Origin of the sequence: Herbaspirillum sp. RTI4, assembly GCF_034313965.1 — a bacterium.
Taxonomy (GTDB): Bacteria; Pseudomonadota; Gammaproteobacteria; order Burkholderiales; family Burkholderiaceae_D; genus Herbaspirillum.
On record NZ_JAVIWQ010000002.1, the window covers coordinates 3,795,475 to 3,816,871 of the forward strand.

The 21,397-nt window shown below is 55.5% G+C and carries 23 protein-coding genes, 1 tRNA gene and 1 riboswitch; of the genes, 19 read left to right on the forward strand and 5 right to left on the reverse strand.

What is annotated here, in order from left to right; all coding sequences use genetic code 11:
- Positions 1–75: 75 nt before the first annotated feature.
- Entirely contained in the window at positions 76–1,320 is a 1,245-nt protein-coding gene (gene glyA / locus RGU70_RS16915; protein WP_322210539.1) for a serine hydroxymethyltransferase, read from the reverse strand.
- A gap of 136 nt (positions 1,321–1,456) precedes the next feature.
- Positions 1,457–1,560, reverse strand: a riboswitch (ZMP/ZTP riboswitch).
- A gap of 252 nt (positions 1,561–1,812) precedes the next feature.
- On the opposite strand from glyA, the gene RGU70_RS16920 reads away from it, so the two are divergent.
- The 19 genes from RGU70_RS16920 (at position 1,813) to RGU70_RS17010 (ending at position 16,900) form a co-directional block, all read left to right on the forward strand.
- Positions 1,813–2,562, forward strand: a complete 750-nt coding sequence (locus tag RGU70_RS16920; RefSeq protein ID WP_322210540.1) for an SDR family oxidoreductase — start codon at positions 1,813–1,815, stop codon at positions 2,560–2,562.
- A complete protein-coding gene (gene ybgC, locus RGU70_RS16925; protein WP_322210541.1) occupies positions 2,562–3,032 on the forward strand; it encodes a tol-pal system-associated acyl-CoA thioesterase in 471 nt (156 codons plus the stop codon). Before RGU70_RS16920 ends, ybgC begins: the two co-directional genes overlap by 1 nt.
- A gap of 62 nt (positions 3,033–3,094) precedes the next feature.
- Positions 3,095–3,796, forward strand: coding sequence for a protein TolQ (gene tolQ, locus RGU70_RS16930; RefSeq protein WP_322210542.1), 702 nt, complete (start codon positions 3,095–3,097; stop codon positions 3,794–3,796).
- A complete protein-coding gene (locus RGU70_RS16935) occupies positions 3,796–4,230 on the forward strand; it encodes an ExbD/TolR family protein (protein WP_322210543.1) in 435 nt (144 codons plus the stop codon). The genes tolQ and RGU70_RS16935 overlap by 1 nt, the downstream gene beginning before the upstream one ends.
- 1 nt (position 4,231) lies before the next feature.
- A complete protein-coding gene (locus tag RGU70_RS16940; protein ID WP_322210544.1) occupies positions 4,232–5,131 on the forward strand; it encodes a cell envelope integrity protein TolA in 900 nt (299 codons plus the stop codon).
- A 51-nt stretch (positions 5,132–5,182) separates the two neighbouring features.
- A complete protein-coding gene (gene tolB / locus RGU70_RS16945; RefSeq protein ID WP_322210844.1) occupies positions 5,183–6,448 on the forward strand; it encodes a Tol-Pal system beta propeller repeat protein TolB in 1,266 nt (421 codons plus the stop codon).
- A 55-nt stretch (positions 6,449–6,503) separates the two neighbouring features.
- Positions 6,504–7,013, forward strand: a complete 510-nt coding sequence (pal, locus tag RGU70_RS16950; RefSeq protein ID WP_322210545.1) for a peptidoglycan-associated lipoprotein Pal — start codon at positions 6,504–6,506, stop codon at positions 7,011–7,013.
- A gap of 6 nt (positions 7,014–7,019) precedes the next feature.
- The gene (ybgF, locus tag RGU70_RS16955; protein WP_322210546.1) at positions 7,020–7,769 is read left to right on the forward strand and encodes a tol-pal system protein YbgF; all 750 of its coding nucleotides are present in this window, start codon (positions 7,020–7,022) and stop codon (positions 7,767–7,769) included.
- An 85-nt stretch (positions 7,770–7,854) separates the two neighbouring features.
- Positions 7,855–7,930 (forward strand) — tRNA-Lys (locus RGU70_RS16960).
- 359 nt (positions 7,931–8,289) lie between these two features.
- Positions 8,290–9,015 (forward strand): YebC/PmpR family DNA-binding transcriptional regulator, encoded by a 726-nt coding sequence (locus RGU70_RS16965; protein WP_322210547.1) that lies wholly within the window; start codon positions 8,290–8,292, stop codon positions 9,013–9,015.
- Between the two features lie 85 nt (positions 9,016–9,100).
- Positions 9,101–10,372, forward strand: coding sequence for a phosphoribosylamine--glycine ligase (gene purD, locus RGU70_RS16970; RefSeq protein WP_322210548.1), 1,272 nt, complete (start codon positions 9,101–9,103; stop codon positions 10,370–10,372).
- 87 nt (positions 10,373–10,459) lie between these two features.
- The gene (gene hemF / locus RGU70_RS16975; protein WP_322210549.1) at positions 10,460–11,371 is read left to right on the forward strand and encodes an oxygen-dependent coproporphyrinogen oxidase; all 912 of its coding nucleotides are present in this window, start codon (positions 10,460–10,462) and stop codon (positions 11,369–11,371) included.
- On the forward strand, positions 11,371–12,036 hold the full coding sequence (locus tag RGU70_RS16980; protein WP_322210550.1) for a nicotinate-nucleotide adenylyltransferase: 666 nt from the start codon (positions 11,371–11,373) through the stop codon (positions 12,034–12,036). Before hemF ends, RGU70_RS16980 begins: the two co-directional genes overlap by 1 nt.
- Positions 12,037–12,816, forward strand: a complete 780-nt coding sequence (gene rsfS / locus RGU70_RS16985) for a ribosome silencing factor (RefSeq protein ID WP_322210551.1) — start codon at positions 12,037–12,039, stop codon at positions 12,814–12,816.
- A 12-nt stretch (positions 12,817–12,828) separates the two neighbouring features.
- Positions 12,829–13,299 carry a 23S rRNA (pseudouridine(1915)-N(3))-methyltransferase RlmH gene (gene rlmH / locus RGU70_RS16990; RefSeq protein WP_322210552.1) on the forward strand — a complete coding sequence of 157 codons (471 nt, stop codon included), beginning with the start codon at positions 12,829–12,831 and terminating at the stop codon, positions 13,297–13,299.
- 137 nt (positions 13,300–13,436) lie between these two features.
- The gene (locus RGU70_RS16995) at positions 13,437–14,039 is read left to right on the forward strand and encodes a Maf family protein (protein ID WP_322210553.1); all 603 of its coding nucleotides are present in this window, start codon (positions 13,437–13,439) and stop codon (positions 14,037–14,039) included.
- Positions 14,036–15,499 (forward strand): ribonuclease G, encoded by a 1,464-nt coding sequence (gene rng, locus RGU70_RS17000; RefSeq protein ID WP_322210554.1) that lies wholly within the window; start codon positions 14,036–14,038, stop codon positions 15,497–15,499. Before RGU70_RS16995 ends, rng begins: the two co-directional genes overlap by 4 nt.
- 103 nt (positions 15,500–15,602) lie before the next feature.
- Positions 15,603–16,229, forward strand: a complete 627-nt coding sequence (locus RGU70_RS17005) for a sigma-70 family RNA polymerase sigma factor (protein WP_322210555.1) — start codon at positions 15,603–15,605, stop codon at positions 16,227–16,229.
- On the forward strand, positions 16,226–16,900 hold the full coding sequence (locus RGU70_RS17010; RefSeq protein WP_322210556.1) for an anti-sigma factor domain-containing protein: 675 nt from the start codon (positions 16,226–16,228) through the stop codon (positions 16,898–16,900). Before RGU70_RS17005 ends, RGU70_RS17010 begins: the two co-directional genes overlap by 4 nt.
- Before the next feature lie 174 nt (positions 16,901–17,074).
- Here RGU70_RS17010 and RGU70_RS17015 read toward each other — a convergent pair whose 3' ends face one another.
- The 4 genes from RGU70_RS17015 to RGU70_RS17030 are packed head-to-tail and all read right to left on the reverse strand — an operon-like array spanning position 17,075 to position 21,332.
- Positions 17,075–18,199, reverse strand: a complete 1,125-nt coding sequence (locus RGU70_RS17015) for a glycosyltransferase family 9 protein (RefSeq protein WP_322210557.1) — start codon at positions 18,197–18,199, stop codon at positions 17,075–17,077.
- A gap of 23 nt (positions 18,200–18,222) precedes the next feature.
- Entirely contained in the window at positions 18,223–19,203 is a 981-nt protein-coding gene (locus RGU70_RS17020; RefSeq protein ID WP_322210558.1) for a glycosyltransferase family 8 protein, read from the reverse strand.
- Positions 19,200–20,237 (reverse strand): glycosyltransferase family 8 protein, encoded by a 1,038-nt coding sequence (locus tag RGU70_RS17025; protein ID WP_322210559.1) that lies wholly within the window; start codon positions 20,235–20,237, stop codon positions 19,200–19,202. The genes RGU70_RS17020 and RGU70_RS17025 overlap by 4 nt, the downstream gene beginning before the upstream one ends.
- Complete coding sequence (locus tag RGU70_RS17030) at positions 20,238–21,332, reverse strand: glycosyltransferase family 9 protein (RefSeq protein WP_322210560.1); 1,095 nt, start codon at positions 21,330–21,332, stop codon at positions 20,238–20,240. It abuts the gene before it with no gap.
- Positions 21,333–21,397 lie beyond the last annotated feature (65 nt).

Sequence of the window (21,397 nt, forward strand, 5' to 3'; positions counted from 1 at the left end):
GAGCCCGCCCCTTCGATAATCTCAGGGGCGGGCTCCGGACCAATCCATTTACTGTTACTACCCTACGCGACTGCTTCAGGCATAAACAGGGAACGCAGCAGTCAACTTCTTCACTTCTGCTTTCACGCGTTCTATTGTGGCTGCGTCATGCGGCTGATCGAGTACATCGGCGATCAGATTACCGACCTTGATCGATTCGGCCACACCGAAACCGCGCGTCGTCATGGCCGGGCTACCCAGACGAATACCCGAAGTCACGAACGGCTTTTCCGGATCATTAGGAATCGCATTTTTATTGCAGGTCATGTGCGCCGACCCAAGCACCGCTTCCGCTTCCTTGCCGGTGATATTTTTCGCACGCAGATCAACCAGCATCACATGCGACTCGGTGCGTCCGGAAATAATACGCAAACCACGCGAGATCAATGCCTTGGCAAGCGCATCTGCGTTATCCAGAACCTGTTGCTGATAAATCTTGAATTCAGGCTGCAAGGCCTCCTGGAATGCCACGGCCTTACCGGCGATCACATGCATCAAAGGACCGCCCTGAATACCAGGGAAAATGGCAGAATTGATCGCCTTTTCATGTTCCTTCTTCATCAGGATGATTCCGCCGCGAGGGCCACGCAGGGACTTGTGCGTTGTCGACGTAACGAAGTCGGCATGCGGTACCGGATTAGGATAAACGCCCGCAGCAATCAGGCCCGCGTAATGCGCCATATCGACCATGAACAAAGCGCCGACATCCTTGGCCACCTTGGCAAACCGCTCAAAATCAATCCGCAGCGCATAGGCCGACGCACCGGCAATGATCAGCTTCGGCTTTGCTTCATGCGCCAGACGCTCCATCGCGTCGTAATCGATTTCTTCTTTGTCATTCAAGCCGTAAGAAACAGCGTTGAACCATTTTCCCGACATATTGAGCGCCATGCCGTGCGTCAGATGTCCGCCTTCAGCCAACGACATACCCATGATGGTATCGCCCGGCTTGAGCATGGCGAAAAACACGCCTTGATTCGCTTGCGAACCCGAATTCGGCTGCACATTGGCGGCTTCAGCACCAAACAATTGCTTGACCCGGTCAATCGCGAGTTGCTCGGCGACATCGACAAACTCACATCCGCCGTAATAACGCTTGCCCGGATAACCTTCTGCATACTTGTTGGTCAGCTGCGAACCCTGCGCCTCCATGACGGCTGGCGAGGTGTAGTTCTCGGAAGCAATCAGCTCAATATGCTCTTGCTGACGTACCTTTTCTTGCTGCATGGCCGCCCACAGTTGAGGGTCAACATTGGCAATCGTATGGTTCTTTGGAAACATGGAATACTCCGCTGGATGAGAAAGTTACCGGGGCATCAGCCGTGCCGGCACAGAATGCCGGACGGCATCACGCCGTTGCAATCGAATGAGCGCCAAAATTTTAAGGGAATGACGGCAGCCTCTTCGTACTTTCCATTTGGGCTGCCCAGGCGTACGGCTAATGAAATCTCACGCTTCCCGATGGATATCCATCTAGTACCGGAGCAGTGTCCGGCATTTTCGCCAGTTACGTGAGACGAAATGGTCTTGGCATTGTAAGGGACTGCCGAAATTTCAGCAAGACGCCCCCTCATTATGAGCAACAACAGAACCAGCGCCGCCCTGTTTTACTGCATCACGCATCGCAGCAAACAAGCCGCGCAACGAGCGACTATGAGCGGACGTAAGTACGCGTATTGGGCCTCGACTCACGTTTGCAGTTATCATGTTGCATTGCATTCGCAGTGAACATGCTTGCGACCATCATTTCAAAAGAATTCAGGAGTCCTATATATGATCGTATTAATTACAGGCGCCACAGCCGGTTTCGGCGCTGCCATGGCCCAGCAATTTTCGACCAACGGCCATCGTGTCATCGCTACCGGTCGCCGCAAAGAACGGCTGGACGCATTGGCAAGCGAACTGGGCCCCAACGTCCTGCCACTGGTCATGGATGTGACAGACAAGCAATCGGTCGCCGACGCGCTGGCCAGCCTGACTCCTGAATGGCAAGCAATTGATGTTCTGATCAACAATGCAGGTCTGGCACTCGGCCTGGGCTCAGCTCAACAGTCTTCGCTGGAAGACTGGGAAACCATGATCGACACCAATTGCCGCGGCCTGGTCACGGTCACCCACCATATTCTGCCCGGCATGGTCAAACGCGGAAGCGGCAGCATCATCAACCTGGGCTCGGTCGCCGGCACTTATCCGTACCCGGGCGGCAACGTCTATGGCGCGACCAAGGCCTTCGTCGACCAGTTCACGCTGAACCTGCGCGCCGATCTGGTCGGCACCGGAGTTCGGGCCACTAATCTGGCACCCGGCTTGTGCGGCGGTACTGAATTTTCCAATGTGCGCTTCAAGGGCGACGACAGCGCAGCCGCCAAGGTGTATGAAGGCACCACCCCCCTGTCGGCGCAGGATATCGCCAGCACAGCCTACTGGATTGCAACCTTACCGCCGCATGTCAACATCAACTACATCGAAATGATGCCGACCTGCCAGGGTTTTGGTCCATTCAATATCAAACGGACGACGTAATGAGCGCCAGGTACGTCTGGCCCATTCGGGTCTACTACGAAGACACCGATGCCGGCGGCATCGTGTTTTATGCCAACTACCTGAAATTTTTCGAGCGGGCGCGCACCGAGTGGCTCCGGGCCCAAGGTTTCGGCCAGCATGAAATGCAAGCCACGTACGGAGCCATGTTCGTGGTCAAAAGCACCACCGTTGATTATGTTTCACCAGCCCGACTCGATGATGAATTGGAACTGACGGTCGAGGTTGAAAAAACCGGCAATGCCTCCGTCAATTTCGTCCAGGAAGCCTGGCGCATCGACCGCAACGCCCCTGAGGGAACGGCACCGCGCCTGCTGGCGCGCGGCCGCATCTGTGTAGTCTGCGTCGACATGGCCAGTTTCAGACCACAAGCCATACCGGCACCCATTTTGAACAGCCTGCAACAAGCCAATATGTCGGCCCCGGCTGCCGAAGCCAAGTTAAGCGCATAGCACTCATCCTCGTGAACAGACAATTCTCTCCTGCCACTCACCGTTAAAATCCATCCCAGCCCATGACCGTCACTCAAGATCTTTCCTTCGTTTCCCTGATCGCCAACGCCTCGATACTGGTGCAACTCGTCTTGCTGCTGCTGCTGGCCGCATCGGTATTGAGCTGGACCTATATTTTCCGCAAGATGTTTACCATCCGCAGCGCACGCCTGCAGACCGAAACATTCGAAAGCAGCTTCTGGTCGGGCGGTAATTTGATGGCGCTGTACCAGGACACCTTGTCCAACCGCCGCAAATCGAGCGGTGACGGCGGCGCGCTGGAACGTATTTTTCAGGCCGGCATGAGTGAGTTCAACAAAGGCAAAGCCGCTGTCGTGGGCAAAGCCAACACCGAACCCGGCGCAGCGCTGGACGGCGCACGACGCGCCATGCGCGCAGCCTATCAGCGTGAAATGGATGTGCTGGAACTGCATCTGGCGTTCCTGGCATCGGTCGGCTCCGTTTCACCCTATATCGGGCTGTTTGGTACCGTGTGGGGCATCATGAATGCCTTCCGCGGCCTGTCCAACGTGCAGCAGGCAACACTGGCCGCCGTCGCGCCGGGTATTGCCGAAGCACTGGTCGCTACCGCCATCGGCCTGTTTGCCGCGATCCCTGCCGTGATTGCCTACAATCGGTTTTCCCACGACGTCGATCGTCTGGCGATCCGCTTCGAAAGCTTTATCGAAGAATTCTCGAACATCTTGCAACGGCAGGCACGCTGATGTCAGGTTCCCCCATGCGCGGCGGCCGCCCCCGCAAATTCAAATCCGAAATCAACGTCGTACCGTATATCGATGTGATGCTGGTACTGCTGATCATCTTCATGGTCGCGGCACCAATCACCAATCCCAGCGTCATCAACCTGCCCAACGCAGGCAAGTCGAATGTGCCGCCGACCAGCTACGTCAACATCGCACTCAAGCCGGACAGCAAGGCCACGATCAGCGTCAGCGGCCCGCAAAAGGGCAATAGCGGCACACAAACCGCCTCCAGCCGCAGCGATCTGGTACGCAAACTTTCTGATCTTCATGAGGACAACCCCGACCTCCCGGTCATGGTTTCCGCCGACAAGGACATCAAGTACGACGAGGTGATCCAGGTCCTGTCCGAAGCAAAGAAACTGGGCATCTCCAGGGTAGGTCTGGCCACTAAGTAATATGGATAATTCTTCCCCCCCTACCGTCCCGCACGCTCCGGGACGCTGGCGCGCGGTTGCTCTGGCTCTGCTCGTCCATGGCGCTTTGATTGCCTTTCTCTGGATCGGCATCCGCTGGCAAAACTCGACACCCATTGCCGTCGAAGCTGAAATCTGGAATCCGCAAATCCGCGAAGCCGCACCGCTGCCCGAACCGGAAGCCCGTCGACCGGACCCGGTGCCGGTTGCGCGTCCCGTGCCGCCGCCACCAAAAGTGGAAGAAGCGCCAGTGATCAATCCTGACATCGCCCTGGAAAAAGAAAAAAAACGCAAAGAACAGCAAAAGCGCGACAAAGAATTGCAAGATGAGAAAAAAGAACAGCTACGCCTGAAACAAGAAAAACAGGACAAGCAGGAAGAACTCGATAAGCGCAAGAAACAAGAGCAACAACAGGAGCAAAAAAAGGAAAAAGAAGCCGACGAAAAGAAAAAGAAAGAACTCGACAAACTTGCTGCCGACAAGCAGCGCAAGCAGCAAGAACAAGACAGCAAACAATCGGATAAACGCCGCCAGGACGATTTAAAGCGCATGATGAGCCAGGCGGGTGGAACCGGCGACGCCAGCAGATCGCAAGGTCCGCGCGGCAATGCCGACTACATCGGCAAAGTGGGCGCAAGGATCAGGTCCAATACGGTATTTAATGTGCCGGACAGTATCGTGGGGAACCCTTCGGTAGAATACACAGTTGAATTGTTGCCCGACGGCACGCTGCGTGGCCTGCGCAAGACCAAGTCGTCCGGCGTTTCCGGCTTCGATGAGGCAGTACAAAGAGCGATTGAGAAATCAGTCCCGTTTCCGCCCGATAAGGACGGCAAAGTCCCCGCGAGTTTCGCCATCGTGCATAAACCGAAGGATCAGTAAACAATGTTGAAAAAAATGTCATTTTTGTATCGCCGCCCCAGCTCTGCCCCCATGCGTCGCCTGACGTGCCTGCTGGCACTTGCCGCCAGCGCTATCACCGTGGCGCTCGTGCCGGTCTCCGCACAAGCGCAATTGCGGGTGGAAATTGCCGGCGTCGGTGCGCAGCAAATCCCGGTCGCCATTGCTAGTTTTGCCAATGAGACCATCGCCCCGCAAAAAGTGACAGCCATCATCAAGGCCGATCTGGCACGCAGCGGCATGTTCAAGATCATCGACACCGGCGACATCCTCTCCGAAAACGCCACCATCAATTACGCCGACTGGAAAGCACGCGGCGCCGATGCGCTGGTCATCGGCAGCGTGCAACAACTGGCGGACGGGCGCTACGACATCCGCTACCGCTTGCTCGATACGCTCAAATCGGCGCAACTGTCGGCCCTGTCGATGTCGGCCCAAAGCCCTCAGCTACGCTTGAGCGCGCACAAAATTGCCGATGATATTTATCAAAAGCTGACCGGCATTCCCGGCATTTTCTCGACCCGCATCGCCTATGTCACCAAAGCCGCGCGCGAATACCGGCTGGAAGTAGCCGATGCTGACGGCGAGGGCATTCAAGTCGCGCTGCGTTCAGGCGAACCGATCATTTCGCCCACCTGGTCGCCCGACGGCACCAAGGTGGCCTATGTTTCGTTCGAAGCGAGAAAGCCGGTTATCTACATTCAAAATCTGGTGACCCGTCAGCGCACCGTCGCCGCCAATTTCAAGGGCAGCAACTCCGCGCCTTCCTGGTCGCCGGATGGCTCGCACCTTGCCGTGGCGCTGACACGCGACGGCCTCACGCAAATCTATAGCATCGAGGCCGACGGCAGTAATGTGCAGCGTCTGACCCGCAGCAATGGCATCGACACCGAACCGCGCTATGCGCCTAACGGCAGTATTTATTTCACCAGCGATCGCAGCGGTGGCCCGCAAATTTACAAGATGGGTCCCAATGGCGGTGAGGCGCAACGGATCACCTTTACCGGCACCTACAACACCAGCCCTCGCATATCGGCGGATGGCAAATTGCTGGCCTATATTTCCCGCCGTGAAGGCAAATATCAGCTGTACCTGCTGGATCTGACTAACAATCAGGAACTACGTCTCTCCGACACGGCAAGAGACGAATCCCCCAGTTTTTCTGCCAACGGCAAGTACGTTATGTATTCGAACGGCAATGGACTGTCGGTCGTTTCGGTCGATGGTCAGGTCAAGCAACGTTTGACAACACAGGCCGGCAATATCCGCGAGCCGACCTGGGGCCCGTTCATGAAGTAAATCGTTCTTCTTTTTTCATCTTGCAACAAACCACAACACAACTAGGGAGTTTTCCATGCGCAAGTTCAATACCGTTCTGATTATTCTGGCCAGCGTTTTCGCGCTCGGCGCCTGCTCGTCAACCAAACTGAACGACAAACCGGCTCCGGTCGAAAGCCGCTCCTCCGGTGCAGACGGCGCAGATTCGCGCTCGGTCAATACCGTCAACATCGACCCGCTCAATGACCCGCAAAACATCCTGTCCAAGCGCAGCGTGTATTTCGACTACGACAGCTATTCGGTCAAGGAAGAATTCCGTTCCGTGGTTGAGGCTCATGCCAAGTACCTGAATTCGCACAAAGAACGCAAAGTCATCGTCCAAGGTAATACGGATGATCGCGGCGGTGCCGAATACAATCTGGCCCTGGGACAAAAACGTGCAGAAGCCGTACGTAAGTCGCTGAATCTGCTGGGCGTCTCCGATGCACAGATCGAAGCCGTTTCTTTCGGCAAAGAAAAGCCTAAGGCACTGGGTAACGACGATGCATCGCACGCAGAAAACCGTCGCGCTGACATCGCTTATTAATAAGCCATGCGCCACTCATTCAAGCACCTGCTTCTGGCGGCCAGTACGGCCGCATTTACCTGCCTGCCCCTGATAGCCCATGCCGGCTTGTTCAGTGACGACGAAGCGCGCAAAGCGATTATTGAATTGCGCGCCAAAATCGACACCCTCCAAACCGACACAGGCAAAAAGGCCGATCAAAGCAGTTTGCTCAGCTTGTCGGATCAGAACGATAGTTTGCGGCGGGAAATTGCCGACTTGCGCGGCCAGGTTGAGGTTCTTGCCAATGAGCTGGCCAATACGCAGCAACGTCAAAAAGATTTTTATCTTGATCTGGATGCGCGACTGCGCAAGCAGGAACCGCAAACGGTCACGGTGGACGGTAAGGATGTCAGCGTCGAGCCGTCCGAGCAAAAATCTTACGATGCCGCGCTGGCGCAATTCAAGGGCGGAGATTACAAGGGCGCCATCAGCGCCTTCTCCGACTTTGTAAAGCGCCACCCGGAATCGGGTTATGCCGCCGCCTCCCAATACTGGCTGGGCAACAGCTATTACGCTCAGCGCGATTACAAGGCGGCGATTGCTGCGCAGTCTCTGGTAGTGAAGAACTATCCTGACAATCCCAAGGTACCCGATGCGCTGCTCAATATGGCAAGCTCGTATGCGGAATTGAAGGACAAAGCTGCCACAAAAAAGACATTGGAAACGCTGGTCAAGAAATATCCCGACTCCACAGCGGCAAAAACCGGCAAGGATCGCCTGTCATCGCTCAAATAAGCCACTCTTCAAGCATGTTTATGGAGATAATCGAGTTTGGTGTTTGACAGCGTAGGGCAAAGTTGCATATAATTGCCGTCTTTCGGGGTCGTTAGCTCAGCTGGTAGAGCAGCGGACTTTTAATCCGTTGGTCGCAGGTTCGAATCCCGCACGGCCTACCACGAATACAGTAGTACAGATAAAGGTTACCCGCTTAGGCGCGTAACCTTTTTTTGCGTCTTAGCACTCACTTAGACACTCACTTAGCACACTCACCTAGCGATCACTTCTAAGGTATTAGGGGCTGTTGGCGTTTCACTGCGCCTAGGCAGTCACCGCCTGCTTGCGCGGCCGCACCCGCAAATGAAACGATAACAGGCACTAGTCATGCAGCCGAAATCCGCACCCGTACGGTATGGTAAAATCGCGCTCCGATTACATGAAAAACCGGCCAGGAAAATGCCGTTTATGGCAATCCCTCGCAGCTATCCGCTGCTGCCGGTTTTCGCAATGCCTACTTAAGTGCGCAGGAAAAAATATCATGGCAGGACACAGCAAATGGGCCAACATCAAACACAAAAAGGCCGCTACCGACGCTAAACGCGGCAAGGTATGGACCCGCCTGATCAAGGAAATTACCGTCGCGGCACGCATGGGCGGCGGCGACGCTGACACCAACCCGCGACTGCGACTGGCAATGGACAAAGCCTCCGACGCCAACATGCCCAAAGACAACGTCGTGCGCGCTACCCAACGCGGTGCCGGCAATCTCGACGGTGCCAGCTATGAAGAAGTGCGCTACGAAGGCTACGGTATCGACGGCGCGGCCATCATTGTCGACTGCATGACCGACAACCGTATCCGCACCGTGGCAGAAGTCCGCCACGCGTTTTCCAAATTCGGCGGCAACATGGGAACGGAAGGCTCGGTCGCCTTCATGTTCAAGCACTGCGGACAGCTGCTGTACGCCCCAGGCACTGATGAAGACAAACTGATGGAAGCCGCGCTGGAAGCCGGTGCTGAAGACATCATCAGCGACGAAGAAGGCGGCCTCGAAGTGCTGACCGCCCCGCTCGATTTTTCCGTCGTCAAGACCGCACTCGAAGCCGCAGGCTTCAAGGCCGAAATGGCGGAGATCATCATGAAGCCAGCCACCGAAACCGTGTTTGAGGGCGAAAACGCGATCAAGATGCAAAAGCTGCTCGATGCACTGGAAAATCTGGACGACGTGCAGGAAATTTTCAGCAACGCCATCATCGATGCCTAATGCACGACTAATGCACGACTGACCATGCACGACTACGCCTAATGCGCGACTCTTTGAACTGCCCCTACTCTACTGACTGCACCCTATGAAAATTCTCGTCGTTGGCTCTGGTGGCCGCGAACACGCGCTGGCCTGGAAGATCTCCCAATCCGAGCGCATCCAAACCGTTTTTGTCGCACCCGGCAATGGCGGTACGGCACTCGATGGCAATTTGCATAATATCGACATCACCGACCTCAATGAACTGGCCGACTTTGTCGAAAAAGAACATGTCGCGCTAACCGTCGTCGGGCCGGAAGTACCGCTGGCGGCCGGTATCGTCAACCTGTTTCGTGCGCGCGGACTCAAAATATTCGGCCCGACCAAAGAAGCAGCACAACTGGAAAGCTCCAAGGATTTTGCTAAATCCTTCATGCAACGTCACAACATCCCGACCGCGCTGTCCCAAACCTTTTCCGACAGTGTGGCGGCACACGCCTATATCGATCAGCAGGGCGCACCCATCGTCATCAAGGCAGATGGTCTGGCAGCAGGCAAAGGCGTCGTCGTCGCCATGTCGCTGGAAGAAGCCCACGGCGCGATTGACATGATGCTGTCCGATAACAAACTCGGCGATGCCGGCGCACGCGTCGTCATCGAAGAATTCCTGCCCGGCGAAGAAGCCAGTTTCATCGTGATGGTCGACGGCAAGAACATCCTGCCGCTGGCTACGAGTCAGGATCACAAGCGCCTGAAAGACCACGACGAAGGCCCCAACACCGGCGGAATGGGCGCGTACTCCCCTGCTCCTATCGTGACGCCCGAACTGCATGCGCGCGTGATGCGCGAAATCATCATCCCGACCGTGCAAGGCATGGCCAAGGACGGCATCCCGTTCACAGGTTTTTTGTACGCCGGTCTGATGATCGACGACAAGGGTCATGCGAAAACGCTGGAATTCAACTGCCGCATGGGCGATCCAGAAACACAGCCCATCATGGCCCGCCTCAAGACCGATTTGCTCAGCGTCATGGAACATGCGGTTGCCGGCACCCTGGATACCATCGAACTGGAATGGGACCGTCGTACCGCGCTCGGCGTCGTACTGGCCGCCGCAGGCTATCCCGATGCGCCACGCAAAGGCGATCTGATTACCGACATCCCACCAGCAACAACGGATTGCGTGACGTTTCATGCCGGCACCCTCCTGGACGACAACAAACGCCTGCTCAGCAACGGCGGCCGCGTACTGTGCGTCGTCGGTCTGGGCGACAGCGTCAAAATGGCGCAAAGACAAGCCTATGCAGCGGTCGACATGGTGCGGCTGGACGGCGTGCAATTACGGCGCGATATCGGCTGGCGCGCCATCAAGAAATAAGGCGGCAAACACAGCGCTGCGGCACTTCCCCGCCGCAGCGGCCACAACAGGGTACAATACCCGGTGCTATTCAACCCGCCCGCCGCCGTGACCTCTATCGTTCCCACTCCAGCCGCCGTTAAAACTTACCTGCAAGGTTTGCAACAACGCATCGTCACGGCACTTGAAGAAGTCGATGGCAACGCTTTTTTATCGGATAGCTGGGAACGCCCTGAAGGTGGAGGCGGCACCTCCCGGCTGCTTGAAGAGGGCAATGTATTCGAACGCGCAGGGGTCGGTTTTTCGCACGTAACCGGCAGCAGTTTGCCGCCATCGGCTGCCGCCAACCGCCCGGAAATCGCGGGAAGAGCATGGCAAGCAATGGGTGTGTCGCTGGTACTGCATCCACGCAACCCATACGCGCCGACAGTACACATGAATGTGCGTTTTTTCTCCACCAGCGCAGAAGGCGAAGACCCTGTCTGGTGGTTCGGCGGCGGTATGGATCTGACGCCGTACTATGGCTTTACAGAGGATGCGCAACATTTTCATCGAAGCTGCCGCGATGCAGTAACACCATTCGGCGATGCGCTTTATCCCGAATTCAAACAATGGTGCGACCGCTATTTTTACCTGAAGCACCGGCAAGAGCCACGCGGTATCGGCGGTATCTTTTTCGATGACTTCAACGCCCTCGGCTTCGACGACAGTTTCAACATGATGCAAAGCGTGGGCGACCATTTTTTAGATGCCTACCTGCCGCTGCTAGAGCGTCGCAAGGATATCCCCTACGGCGAGCAGGAACGCGATTTCCAGGCTTACCGGCGCGGCCGTTACGTCGAATTCAACCTGGTGTTTGATCGTGGCACGCTGTTCGGGCTGCAATCGGGCGGACGGACGGAGTCGATCCTGATGTCGATGCCGCCTGTAGTGAAATGGCGCTATAACTGGCAGCCCCCGGAACATAGCGAGGAAGCCCGTCTGTATTCGGAATTTCTGGTACACAGGGACTGGCTGTAGTGACCGCGCCTTCAGCATCGCGCTGCATCGCGATCTTGGGTGGGAGCTTCGACCCCGTGCATAACGGCCATGTCGCACTGGCGCAATATTTTGTCGATCTGCTGCATCCCGACGAGCTACATGTGCTCCCTGCCGGCAACCCGTGGCAAAAGCATGGATTGCAGGCATCGGCCGCAGATCGGGTGGAAATGGTCCGGCGCGCTTTCGACAACCAGAAAGTGCCCGTCGTCATCGACGAACAGGAAATACTCCGCTCCACCGCGACGTTTACGATCGACACCCTGCGCGCGCTGCGTGAAGAACTGGGACCGGACGTTTCTATCGTCTTTTTGATGGGTGCCGATCAATTGCAACATCTGAACACCTGGCAAGGCTGGCGCCAATTGTTCGACTACGCCCATCTGTGCGCCGCTTCGCGTCCCGGCTTCGGCATGGGCGCGGCGCACGTACCGCAAGAAGTGGCGCAAGAATTTGCCAGCCGCAATGCAACACCGCAACAAATCGCCTCGCATTCACACGGCCTTACCTGCCTGGCGTCCAACCTGGCGGTGGACATATCCTCCACCGCCATTCGCGCCAGCCTGCATAACGGAGAACGACCGGATGTGTTAATTCCGGCCCGGGTGCTAGACTACATCGAACAACATCACCTATATCAAAGCTAAATGGACATCAAAAAACTGCAAGCCCTCGTCGTTGACGCACTAGAAGACGTCAAAGCGCAAGACATCATGGTGTTCGACACCACCCACCTGACAAGTCTGTTCGACCGCGTAGCAGTCGCTTCCGGCACCTCGAACCGTCAGACAAAAGCGCTGGCAGCATCGGTGCGCGACAAGGTCAAGGAAAACGGCGGCGTAGTCCTCAGCGTTGAAGGTGGCGACACCGGCGAATGGGTACTGGTCGATCTGGGCGACATGGTCGTCCATGTCATGCAACCTGCCATCCGCGCTTACTATCGTCTGGAAGAAATCTGGGGCGAAAAGCCAGTGAAATTCGGCGCGGCAAAACGCACCGGCTCCAGCGCCAGCGCCAAAAAAGAAGAAGAACTGCTGCCTAAAAAGACCCGCCACCTGACGGTCAATCAAAGCGATGCAGTGACACCGAAAAAACCCGGCGTCCGCAAAACGGCAGCCGCTGCTGCACCTGCTGAAAAGCCGGCGAAAAAAGCGCCGGCCAAAACCACGCGCGCACGCCCGGTTGCGGAGAAAGTCGCTGCAAAGTCGGCAGTGAAGCCAGCAGCTAAATCGGCCGGAAAACCAGAAACCAAAACCAGCGCACCGCGCAAACCGGTCGCCAGCAAAGCCGTCGGTAAAAAAATCAAAGTCTCTGCAACGAAGAGCGCTACGGCATCGAAAGCAGCTTCCAAGGCCGCTCCGGCAGCACGTAAATCACCTACCGTTCCACGCGCCAAGCCTAAGGCAACAAAACCTAAGGCCGTCTAACGCAGCGACGGCATGCAGCTATTGATCATTGCGGTCGGTCACAAGATGCCGACCTGGATCGAAACCGGCTTCGGCGAATATGCTAAACGCATGCCGCCCGAATGCCGGCTGTTACTCAAAGAAATCAAACCGGTCGAGCGTTCCGGCGGCAAAACCGCTGAATCGGCGATGGCTATTGAGCGCACACGCATTGAAGCGGCCTTGCCGAAAGGCGTGCGCATCATTGCGCTTGACGAGCACGGCAAGGACCTCACCAGCATGCAACTGTCGACCTGCCTGACGCAATGGCAGCAGGACGGGCGCGATCTCGCCTTCGTCATCGGTGGCGCTGACGGACTGGATGTCGGCTTCAAACAGAAAGCCGATATGCTGGTGCGCATTTCCAGTCTCACACTGCCGCACGGCATGGTGCGCGTATTGCTCGCCGAGCAACTCTACCGCGCCTGGTCTATCACCCAAAACCATCCTTATCACCGGGTTTGATCAGCACCACTATTACCGTAGAAAAACCTGTCCTTAGTGCAAGGTAGACAAGAGGCATCAGCTCTGCTACGGTGAGTCGTCCCAGTGACAGCGACGCGTATTTTCCGCAGCAACAGCCACCCATACCGGACATTTCTATGATGTTGCACGACCGAATAATTTACCTTGCATCGAAGAGCCCGCGCCGCCGCGAATTGCTGCTGCAAATTGGGGTGTCATGCGAATTATTGCTGGGCGCACAAGAAGTCGATGAAAGCGTGCATCCTGCGGAAAGCCCTACCGATTACGTCGCCCGCGTCACACGCGACAAAGCCATCAACGCCCAGCATCTGATGGAACAACGCAAGCTTTTGCCACGCCCTATTCTCGCCGCCGACACTACCGTGGTGCTCGACGGGCAGATCCTCGGCAAGCCCGCCAGCGAAGCGCAGGCGATCGCCATGCTGGCAAGCCTGTCCGGACGCACCCATCAGGTGCTGACCAGCGTCGTCGTCTGCCACCACAACAACCGCTGGCAAATCACACACTCTTCCGAAGTCCGCTTTGCAACATTGTCGAGCAAACGCATCCGCGCCTACTGCGCGACACAGGAACCTTACGACAAGGCCGGCGGTTATGGCATCCAGGGAATCGCATCCGTATTCATCCGGGACATCATCGGTAGCCACTCCGGCATCATGGGCTTACCGCTGTTTGAAACAGCGCAACTTTTGCAACAGGCAGGACTCGATATTTTATGAACCAGGATATTTTGATCAACATCAACCCGCAGGAGACGCGCGTCGCGCTGGTCTTGCAGGGAGCCGTGCAGGAATTGCACATCGAGCGCACGCTGTCTCGCGGTCTGGCCGGCAATATCTATTTGGGAAAAGTAGTGCGCGTGTTGCCCGGCATGCAATCGGCCTTCATCGATATCGGACTGGAACGCGCAGCCTTCCTGCATGTCGCCGACATCTGGGAAGCGCGCTCGCACGACGGTCAGTCCAACGCACTGACGCCGATCGAAAAGCTGTTGCATGACGGCCAGTCGCTGATGGTGCAAGTGATCAAAGACCCCATCGGCACCAAGGGCGCGCGCCTGGCAACGCAAGTATCGATTGCCGGCCGCATGCTGGTTTATCTGCCGCAAGACAAGCACATCGGCATTTCCCAACGCATCGCCAATGAAGCCGAGCGCGAGCAATTGCGCAGTAAATTGCAAAGCTTGCTGCCCCCCGAAGAAAACGGCGGCTTCATCGTTCGCACCATGGCCGAAGACGCCTCCGACAGCGATCTGCAAATGGATGTCGACTATCTGCGCAAAACCTGGGCCGCCATCGTCGGCAATACCAAAAGCAAACCAGCGCCCAACCTGCTGCATCAGGATCTGAATCTGGCGCAACGCGTACTGCGCGACTTTGTCGGCGAAGATACTGCAACCATCCTCATCGATTCGCGTGAAAATTTTGAAATGCTAAAGGAGTTTGCGGCGGTGTACACCCCGTCGCTATTGCCGAAACTGACGCACTACAAGGGCGAACGCCCGCTGTTCGAATTGCATGGCGTCGAAGCGGAAATCGCCCGCGCGCTCGGGCGCAGAGTGGATCTGAAATCCGGCGGCTATCTGATTGTCGATCAGACCGAAGCCATGGCAACCATCGATGTCAACACCGGCAGCTTCGTCAACGGTCGCAACTTCGACGACACCATCTTCAAAACCAATCTGGAAGCGGCACACGCCATTGCCCGCCAGTTGCGACTGCGAAATCTGGGCGGCATCATCATTCTCGATTTCATCGACATGGAAAACCGCGAGCATAAAACTGCCGTATTGGCAGAACTGAACAAGGCCTTGCAGCGCGACCGCACCAAGATCTCGGTATCCGGATTTTCCCCGCTGGGACTGGTGGAAATGACCCGCAAACGCACCCGCGAATCACTGGCGCATATCCTGTGCGAAACTTGCCCCTCTTGCAACGGCAAGGGCCAGGTCAAGACTTCGCGCACAGTCTGCTATGAAATCCTGCGCGAGGTCATGCGTGAAGCCAAGCAATTCAATCCCAAGGAATTCCGCATCCTGGCCTCGCAAGATGTGGTCGATCTGTTTTTGGAAGAGGAATCGCAACATCTGGCAATGCTGGGGGACTTCATTCAAAAACCCATTTCCCTGCAAGTACAGACGGCCTTCCTGCAAGAACAATACGACATCATCCTGATGTAGATACGCTTCCTCACCCCAACCCCTGCCTTGCATCGATCTATTTTGCATCCATCCATCATCGGCCTACGTATAAGTCTTTGAAGACTAAACAACGGGAGCAGCGATGATGAATGGCACTTTGGGATGGAATACCGTATTCTCGTTGCACCGCGACATCCCCCGGAGAACTGTCATTTCGCATCCCGATCCCTCACAGCTTGAAACTTTCCTCGCCGAATGCGCACTAGGCAATCAGCGTTCATTTGAAGCACTGTATCGCGCCGTTTCACCGCAACTCTACGCCATCGCTCTGAAAAGCCTGCGACGCAAGGACTGGGCCGAAGAAGTGCTGCAGGAAAGCTTTCTCCGCATCTGGCACCATGCAGGCCGTTTCGACATGCATCTCTCCGCACCGATGACCTGGATGATCAATATCACACGCAACCTGGCGATCGACCAGTTGCGCAAGCGGCAGGAAGAAACGCTGCCGGATAACGACCAGAATCCCATCGAACAACATCCCGATGAAGCCGCCGGACCTTACGAACAATTGGCAGCGTCTCAGGATAAGGCGGCATTAAGCCGCTGCCTGGCGACACTGGAAGGCAGCGAGCGCGAAGCCCTCATCACCGCTTACTTTCAGGGAATCTCTTACGCTGAACTGGCCGGACAAATGCGCGCCCCACTCGGCTCCGTCAAATCCTGGATCCGTCGCGGCATGGATCGTTTACGCAAGTGTCTGGAATCATGAATTACTCCCACCCCGATTTGCGACGCGCGCTATCCGCTGAATATGCGCTGGGTACTTTGACGCCAGGTGCCCGCCGCCGTTTTGAAAAACTTTTGCAGGACGACCGCGAACTGCGCCGCGCAGTGGGTCAATGGGAAAACGTGCTGGCGACCCTGACACTCCCACTGGCCCTGCAACGCCCGCCGGAGCGCGTCTGGAACGCCATTCATGCCCGCATTCAATCGCAACGTACGCAATCAGCGCGACGACCGCTCTGGCATTGGTTCGCCGGCGGATTAGCAGGCTTGTCGTTGGTCGCGGTGCTGTTCATCACAATGCAAACCAGCGAAGCACCGATATTGCAAGCGGCACTGCACGGTGAATCAGTCGACACCGCCATGACCATCCGCTGGCACGGCGACGCGCTCGACGTTCAACCTCTGGCAACGGCACCGATAGGCGTCGACCGCAGTCTGGAATTGTGGATTGTTACGGCGAAAGGAAAAGCGATTTCGTTAGGGGTGATCCCAACCCAAGGCAAGCTACGCATTGCCCTGTCAGCGGAACAGAAACGTGAATTCGGCGCACACATATTGCTCGCAGTCACGCTGGAACCACATGGCGGCTCACCGACGGGTGTCGCAACGGGACCGATAGTCTACAAGGGTTATTTGGAACTTGCGCGCACGTGAGGAATATCTGATCAAGTGGGAGAAGCGGAGCAAGCTCTGAGCCAGGCGCGCTGCCGCATCGGGATGAATATGGCGTGAGTCACAAGCCTGGGATTGCAACGCCTGGGGCTTGATCAGGCGTCCCCAAAAAAAGACGAATATCCTGTGTTCATGCGCGGTATTTATGCGCGGTATTTACCGGCTTGTATTTTCTTCGTGCGATTGCATCGCCTCAATTACCTGTTTGACGCTGATTTCAGTGACCCATCCTTTACGCGAAGCAACCGTAATGACTTTGCTGTTAGCGGCATCAATCGGCGTCCACTCCGGGCTGGTTTGTCGCATCAGCGCAATCACGGGCACATGCACCGCATTGGCCAGATGCATCACCGCGGTTTCTACCGAGACGATCAACTTACACTGCGCCAGGATTGCCGGCAGCTGAAAGAAATTTTCCTCTGCACTAAATAGCTGAATATCAGACAAAGCGCATGTGGCGAACAATGCTTTTGCCTGCGCCATTTTTTCCGGCACCACATTCACAATAAAAGCGGCATTTTTCCAGGCCGGCATGGCGCGCATCGCGGTCGCCAGCTCAATGATTCTTTCCAGTGGCCATGAACGCTCCGGCGACTTGGAGAAAGCATTCAGGAACACCACGTTATCGTTCTGCTTCCATCCCCACGCAGCAATCTGCTCTTCTGCCCACTTGCTCCATTGCGCGGGTATCTGCACAAAAGGAAACCGCTCAGCAGAAGTAGACTCGATACCAAACAGGGCGGCAAACCAGCTCGCATAAATATCACTGATGTGCGCTTGCGGCACACTGGTCGCTTGATACGGCGGGACAACGGCATTGAGCTTGCGATAGATCAGATGTTTGCGGATGTCAAAAAAGCGAACCCGTTTTTTCATGCCAACCACGAACCCGTGTGGACTGATGCGTCGCGCAAGCCCGGCATACCAGTGGCGTCGCAAGACCGCCAACGAAACCACCACCGGGTACGCTTCCGCCTGCGCCTCCAGCAAGGATTTTTTTAGCAACGCGGGGCTGTAAGTTTGACGATAAATTTTTGAAATGACAGGACAAGCTTCCACCCAGTCATATAAAGAATACTTGGCCAGATGCGGCCATTGGCTCGCATCCCCCGTCCTCCGCACCTCATCAATCCACAGGTCAATGCGCAAATCGGGATAGGCTTTGGCAAGCGCGTAAAAGCAATTCTGCAGATAGGTAAAATCTCCCAATGCAAGATGCGCGACGATCAGTATTTTTTTTGAACTACGCAGTAAGTCTTGCGGTATTAATGAGTTTTGCATGGGAGTAAGTTACCTAAAGGAAATCAGCCGCGGGGTCGGGCACACAAGTATTTAACAAACCAAACGAAGCTCTGATAGTACTTGCCGCGTTGCTTGAGAAATAGCGCATACATGCGCATTTCCTTATAATTTTGTGGAATTTCATCCATGTCCATATCTGACCACGGACTCTGTGCGTGATGACGCGCAAATAGTTGCGTCGAAGCATGCAAAGTCCAATTGCTCCATGGCTTGACCGAACCGGCAAAATGCACCAGCCGGGCATCGTCCAGTGGTCGCATCTGATAACGCCCATTTTCCAGATCGCCGACCAAGCCGTGCAAAAAATTCCATTTCCGCTCGATAAACTTTACCCTGCCATCCAGCACCACGTTCAAGGCATCCTGATCGGGAAAACGGAAAGACTTGCCGTCTTTCAGTATCGAGGCAATCGTTGCCTGAGTAATCTCTGCGGCGAGCCAACGCTGAACATTGATGAGCATCACGCCGGAATTGAAATAGTCCCCGCCCTTCAAATGCAAGGCAGCAACCCGTCTCTTGGTGGTTGCCTCAGCATCCGGCACCACGAGCGCGATCTCCTCGCTCACATCGGCTTCCAGCAACTCCCTGACATCACCCACACAAAGAATGTCGGCATCCAGATAAAGGACTTTAGCGGCCACCTCCTTCAAGACTTCGGGAATCAGCAAGCGCGTAAAAATCGACGGGGAATAATACGTGGAGCGGACAAAAGGCGCGAATTGCGTGAATTGGTTTGCGTCGATCAAATGGATATCGGCAAGGACATTCAAGCGCTGCTGCAATTGATCAACTCGCTGCCGGTGCTCATCGGCCACTTCAAACGCAAGAATGTGAAAGTGAAAATGCAGATCCGGGTTGTGCGCGATCAGGGAAGCGATCGTCGCGCCCATCGCCCGAAAGTAACGGTTGTCTATGCAAAAGGCAACATGATGATACAGAGCGTCTGTCGCTTCAGAAACACCGGGATTCACATGTCCATTCATTTTGATTTCCGATAACTAGAACCAGCATTGCCGGACAACATCAGCGCTATTTTGACCTTCACCTTGGCAACAACGTAATTCAGATTCCACAGCAGGGATCGCGCGTAATATTTTTGTTTGAACAGAAACAGTCCAAAAAAACGCATTTCCTTGTAATTCAAAGGCGGGTCCAGCGGCATGTCCGCCCAGGGAGAAAGCACCTGGTAGCGTAAGAACAGCGCGCGTGCATCATGCAGGCTCCAGTCGTGCCACGGCTTGACACGGCTGGTGAAATGCAGAAACACCGCCGCATCCACGTTCCGTAATTGCGGCTGACCGGCCATGCAGTCATGAATCATGTTGTAGCGAAAATTCCATTTATCTTCGAGGAAGGCGATTTGCCCGTCGAGCACGATATTCAACGCATCCTGGTCGGGAAAACTCAATGGCAATTCGGTCTGCACGGCCGTCTGCATCACCTTCCGGGTAATGTCTTCTGCGATCCAGCGATCCACATTGATGTACAGCACGCCGGAATTAAAATACGCTTTATGCACCAGCTGCAAAGCAGCCGACTGTATTTTCCCCGTGGTCTCTTTATCGTCCGGCACTGCCGCTAACACATAGCCATCGATATCGATCTGCGCCAGTTCGTCAATTTTCCCCATGCATAAAATATCCGCATCGACATACAGCACGCGTGTGGTAATCCCCTCCATTGCCTTCGGAATAATCAAGCGCGTAAAAATAGCCTGCGTGTAATGTCCGAAGCGAGGAAATTTTGTGAATTCGCTAAAGATATCGGGATCCACCGCAGTCACATGGATGGCGACGCCGTACTGCTCCGCGAGCACCGCTAAGCGACTGCGATCCGCATCCGATACGGTAAAAGAGAACACATGAAACACGAATGCCCGGCCTGGATTATTGACGATGATCGAGGCGATGTTGACCGCCATGCCACGGAAATAATGGGCATCCACACCGAAGGCAATGTGAAAAGGCTCTGTGGATGTCGATGGCAAAGAAGGCAATAAAACGTGGTTCTCCGACATTTACACACTCTCCATGACTTGTTGGACGGTAATCGCACTAACCCAGTCCCGGCGACGCGCAGCAGTGATGACGCGGCTGTTGGCCTTATCGACTGGCGCCCATTCCGGATTTTTCTGCCGCATCAGTGCCACCACCGGCACATGCACGGCGTTGGCCAGATGCATGACGGCGGTTTCCACCGAGATGATCAGATGGGATTGCTCCAGCATCGCCGGCAACTGATAGAAATTCTCCTGCGCGCTGAACACCACTACCCGAGATAAATCGTGTGCGGCAATCACTGCATTGACCTGCGCGACGTCCTGCGGCATGGCGTTAACAATGAAAAAACTGTCGCTCCAGCGCGATGCACGCATGGCGGCAATCAGCGCCGCCACATTCTCCAAGGGCCAGCAACGCTTGGGAGTTTTGGCGAAGGAATTAATAAAAACGATTTGTTCTTTGTTGCGATCAACGCCCCATGCAGTCAGTGCCGCTTGCGCAGCCTCTTTCCAGATCGCGGGAATAGCGACGAAAGGAAAGCGCTCCTCGAATCGGATGTGCATGCCGAACAAACGCTGAAACCAGTCGGCATACACATCGCTGATATGTTCAGAGCGATCACTGGAAAAAGCGAACGGAGCAATGCTGCCGTCGAGCGGACTCTGCAAGCGCAGATTCAACACATTCCACCATCGCTTGGGCTCCAGACCGACCACCAGGCCGTGGCCGCTGATATCACGCGCGAGCCGGGCATATTGACGCGGACGCAGTGTCGCCAGCGACACCACCAGCGGATAACGCTCTCTACGCGCCAGTCGCACCGATTGCTGCAACAGTGCGGGAGAATAGGTCTCGGTATAGACCTTCTCGAACAGTCCGCAACTGCGCACCCAGTCGTACAAAGAATAGCTTTTGAGCTGCGGCCATTTCGAGGCATCGTCCGTGCGTCTTACCTCATCGACCCACAGATGCATTTTGATATGCGGATAGGCTTTCGAAAAAGCCAGAAAACAATTTTGCAAATACGTGAAATCACCGATGGCCAGATGAGCAATGAATAATATCTTGCCGGTTTTTTTTAATATTTCTTCCGACACAAGCGGGATGGTCATAAAAACCTTGAGTAAAAGGAGGCCTTCGTCACTTCAATCAGATACGGCACACTGCTGTTGTTAGC

Excerpts from the sequence above, each read along its gene's own strand:
- glyA (WP_322210539.1), bottom strand. The coding sequence starts at position 1,320 with ATGTTTCCAAAGAACCATACGATTGCCAATGTTGACCCTCAACTGTGG.
- RGU70_RS16920 (WP_322210540.1), top strand. The coding sequence starts at position 1,813 with ATGATCGTATTAATTACAGGCGCCACAGCCGGTTTCGGCGCTGCCATG.
- ybgC (WP_322210541.1), top strand. The coding sequence starts at position 2,562 with ATGAGCGCCAGGTACGTCTGGCCCATTCGGGTCTACTACGAAGACACC.
- tolQ (WP_322210542.1), top strand. The coding sequence starts at position 3,095 with ATGACCGTCACTCAAGATCTTTCCTTCGTTTCCCTGATCGCCAACGCC.
- RGU70_RS16935 (WP_322210543.1), top strand. The coding sequence starts at position 3,796 with ATGTCAGGTTCCCCCATGCGCGGCGGCCGCCCCCGCAAATTCAAATCC.
- RGU70_RS16940 (WP_322210544.1), top strand. The coding sequence starts at position 4,232 with ATGGATAATTCTTCCCCCCCTACCGTCCCGCACGCTCCGGGACGCTGG.
- tolB (WP_322210844.1), top strand. The coding sequence starts at position 5,183 with ATGCGTCGCCTGACGTGCCTGCTGGCACTTGCCGCCAGCGCTATCACC.
- pal (WP_322210545.1), top strand. The coding sequence starts at position 6,504 with ATGCGCAAGTTCAATACCGTTCTGATTATTCTGGCCAGCGTTTTCGCG.
- ybgF (WP_322210546.1), top strand. The coding sequence starts at position 7,020 with ATGCGCCACTCATTCAAGCACCTGCTTCTGGCGGCCAGTACGGCCGCA.
- RGU70_RS16965 (WP_322210547.1), top strand. The coding sequence starts at position 8,290 with ATGGCAGGACACAGCAAATGGGCCAACATCAAACACAAAAAGGCCGCT.
- purD (WP_322210548.1), top strand. The coding sequence starts at position 9,101 with ATGAAAATTCTCGTCGTTGGCTCTGGTGGCCGCGAACACGCGCTGGCC.
- rsfS (WP_322210551.1), top strand. The coding sequence starts at position 12,037 with ATGGACATCAAAAAACTGCAAGCCCTCGTCGTTGACGCACTAGAAGAC.
- rlmH (WP_322210552.1), top strand. The coding sequence starts at position 12,829 with ATGCAGCTATTGATCATTGCGGTCGGTCACAAGATGCCGACCTGGATC.
- RGU70_RS16995 (WP_322210553.1), top strand. The coding sequence starts at position 13,437 with ATGATGTTGCACGACCGAATAATTTACCTTGCATCGAAGAGCCCGCGC.
- rng (WP_322210554.1), top strand. The coding sequence starts at position 14,036 with ATGAACCAGGATATTTTGATCAACATCAACCCGCAGGAGACGCGCGTC.
- RGU70_RS17005 (WP_322210555.1), top strand. The coding sequence starts at position 15,603 with ATGATGAATGGCACTTTGGGATGGAATACCGTATTCTCGTTGCACCGC.
- RGU70_RS17010 (WP_322210556.1), top strand. The coding sequence starts at position 16,226 with ATGAATTACTCCCACCCCGATTTGCGACGCGCGCTATCCGCTGAATAT.
- RGU70_RS17015 (WP_322210557.1), bottom strand. The coding sequence starts at position 18,199 with ATGCAAAACTCATTAATACCGCAAGACTTACTGCGTAGTTCAAAAAAA.
- RGU70_RS17020 (WP_322210558.1), bottom strand. The coding sequence starts at position 19,203 with ATGAATGGACATGTGAATCCCGGTGTTTCTGAAGCGACAGACGCTCTG.
- RGU70_RS17025 (WP_322210559.1), bottom strand. The coding sequence starts at position 20,237 with ATGTCGGAGAACCACGTTTTATTGCCTTCTTTGCCATCGACATCCACA.
- RGU70_RS17030 (WP_322210560.1), bottom strand. The coding sequence starts at position 21,332 with ATGACCATCCCGCTTGTGTCGGAAGAAATATTAAAAAAAACCGGCAAG.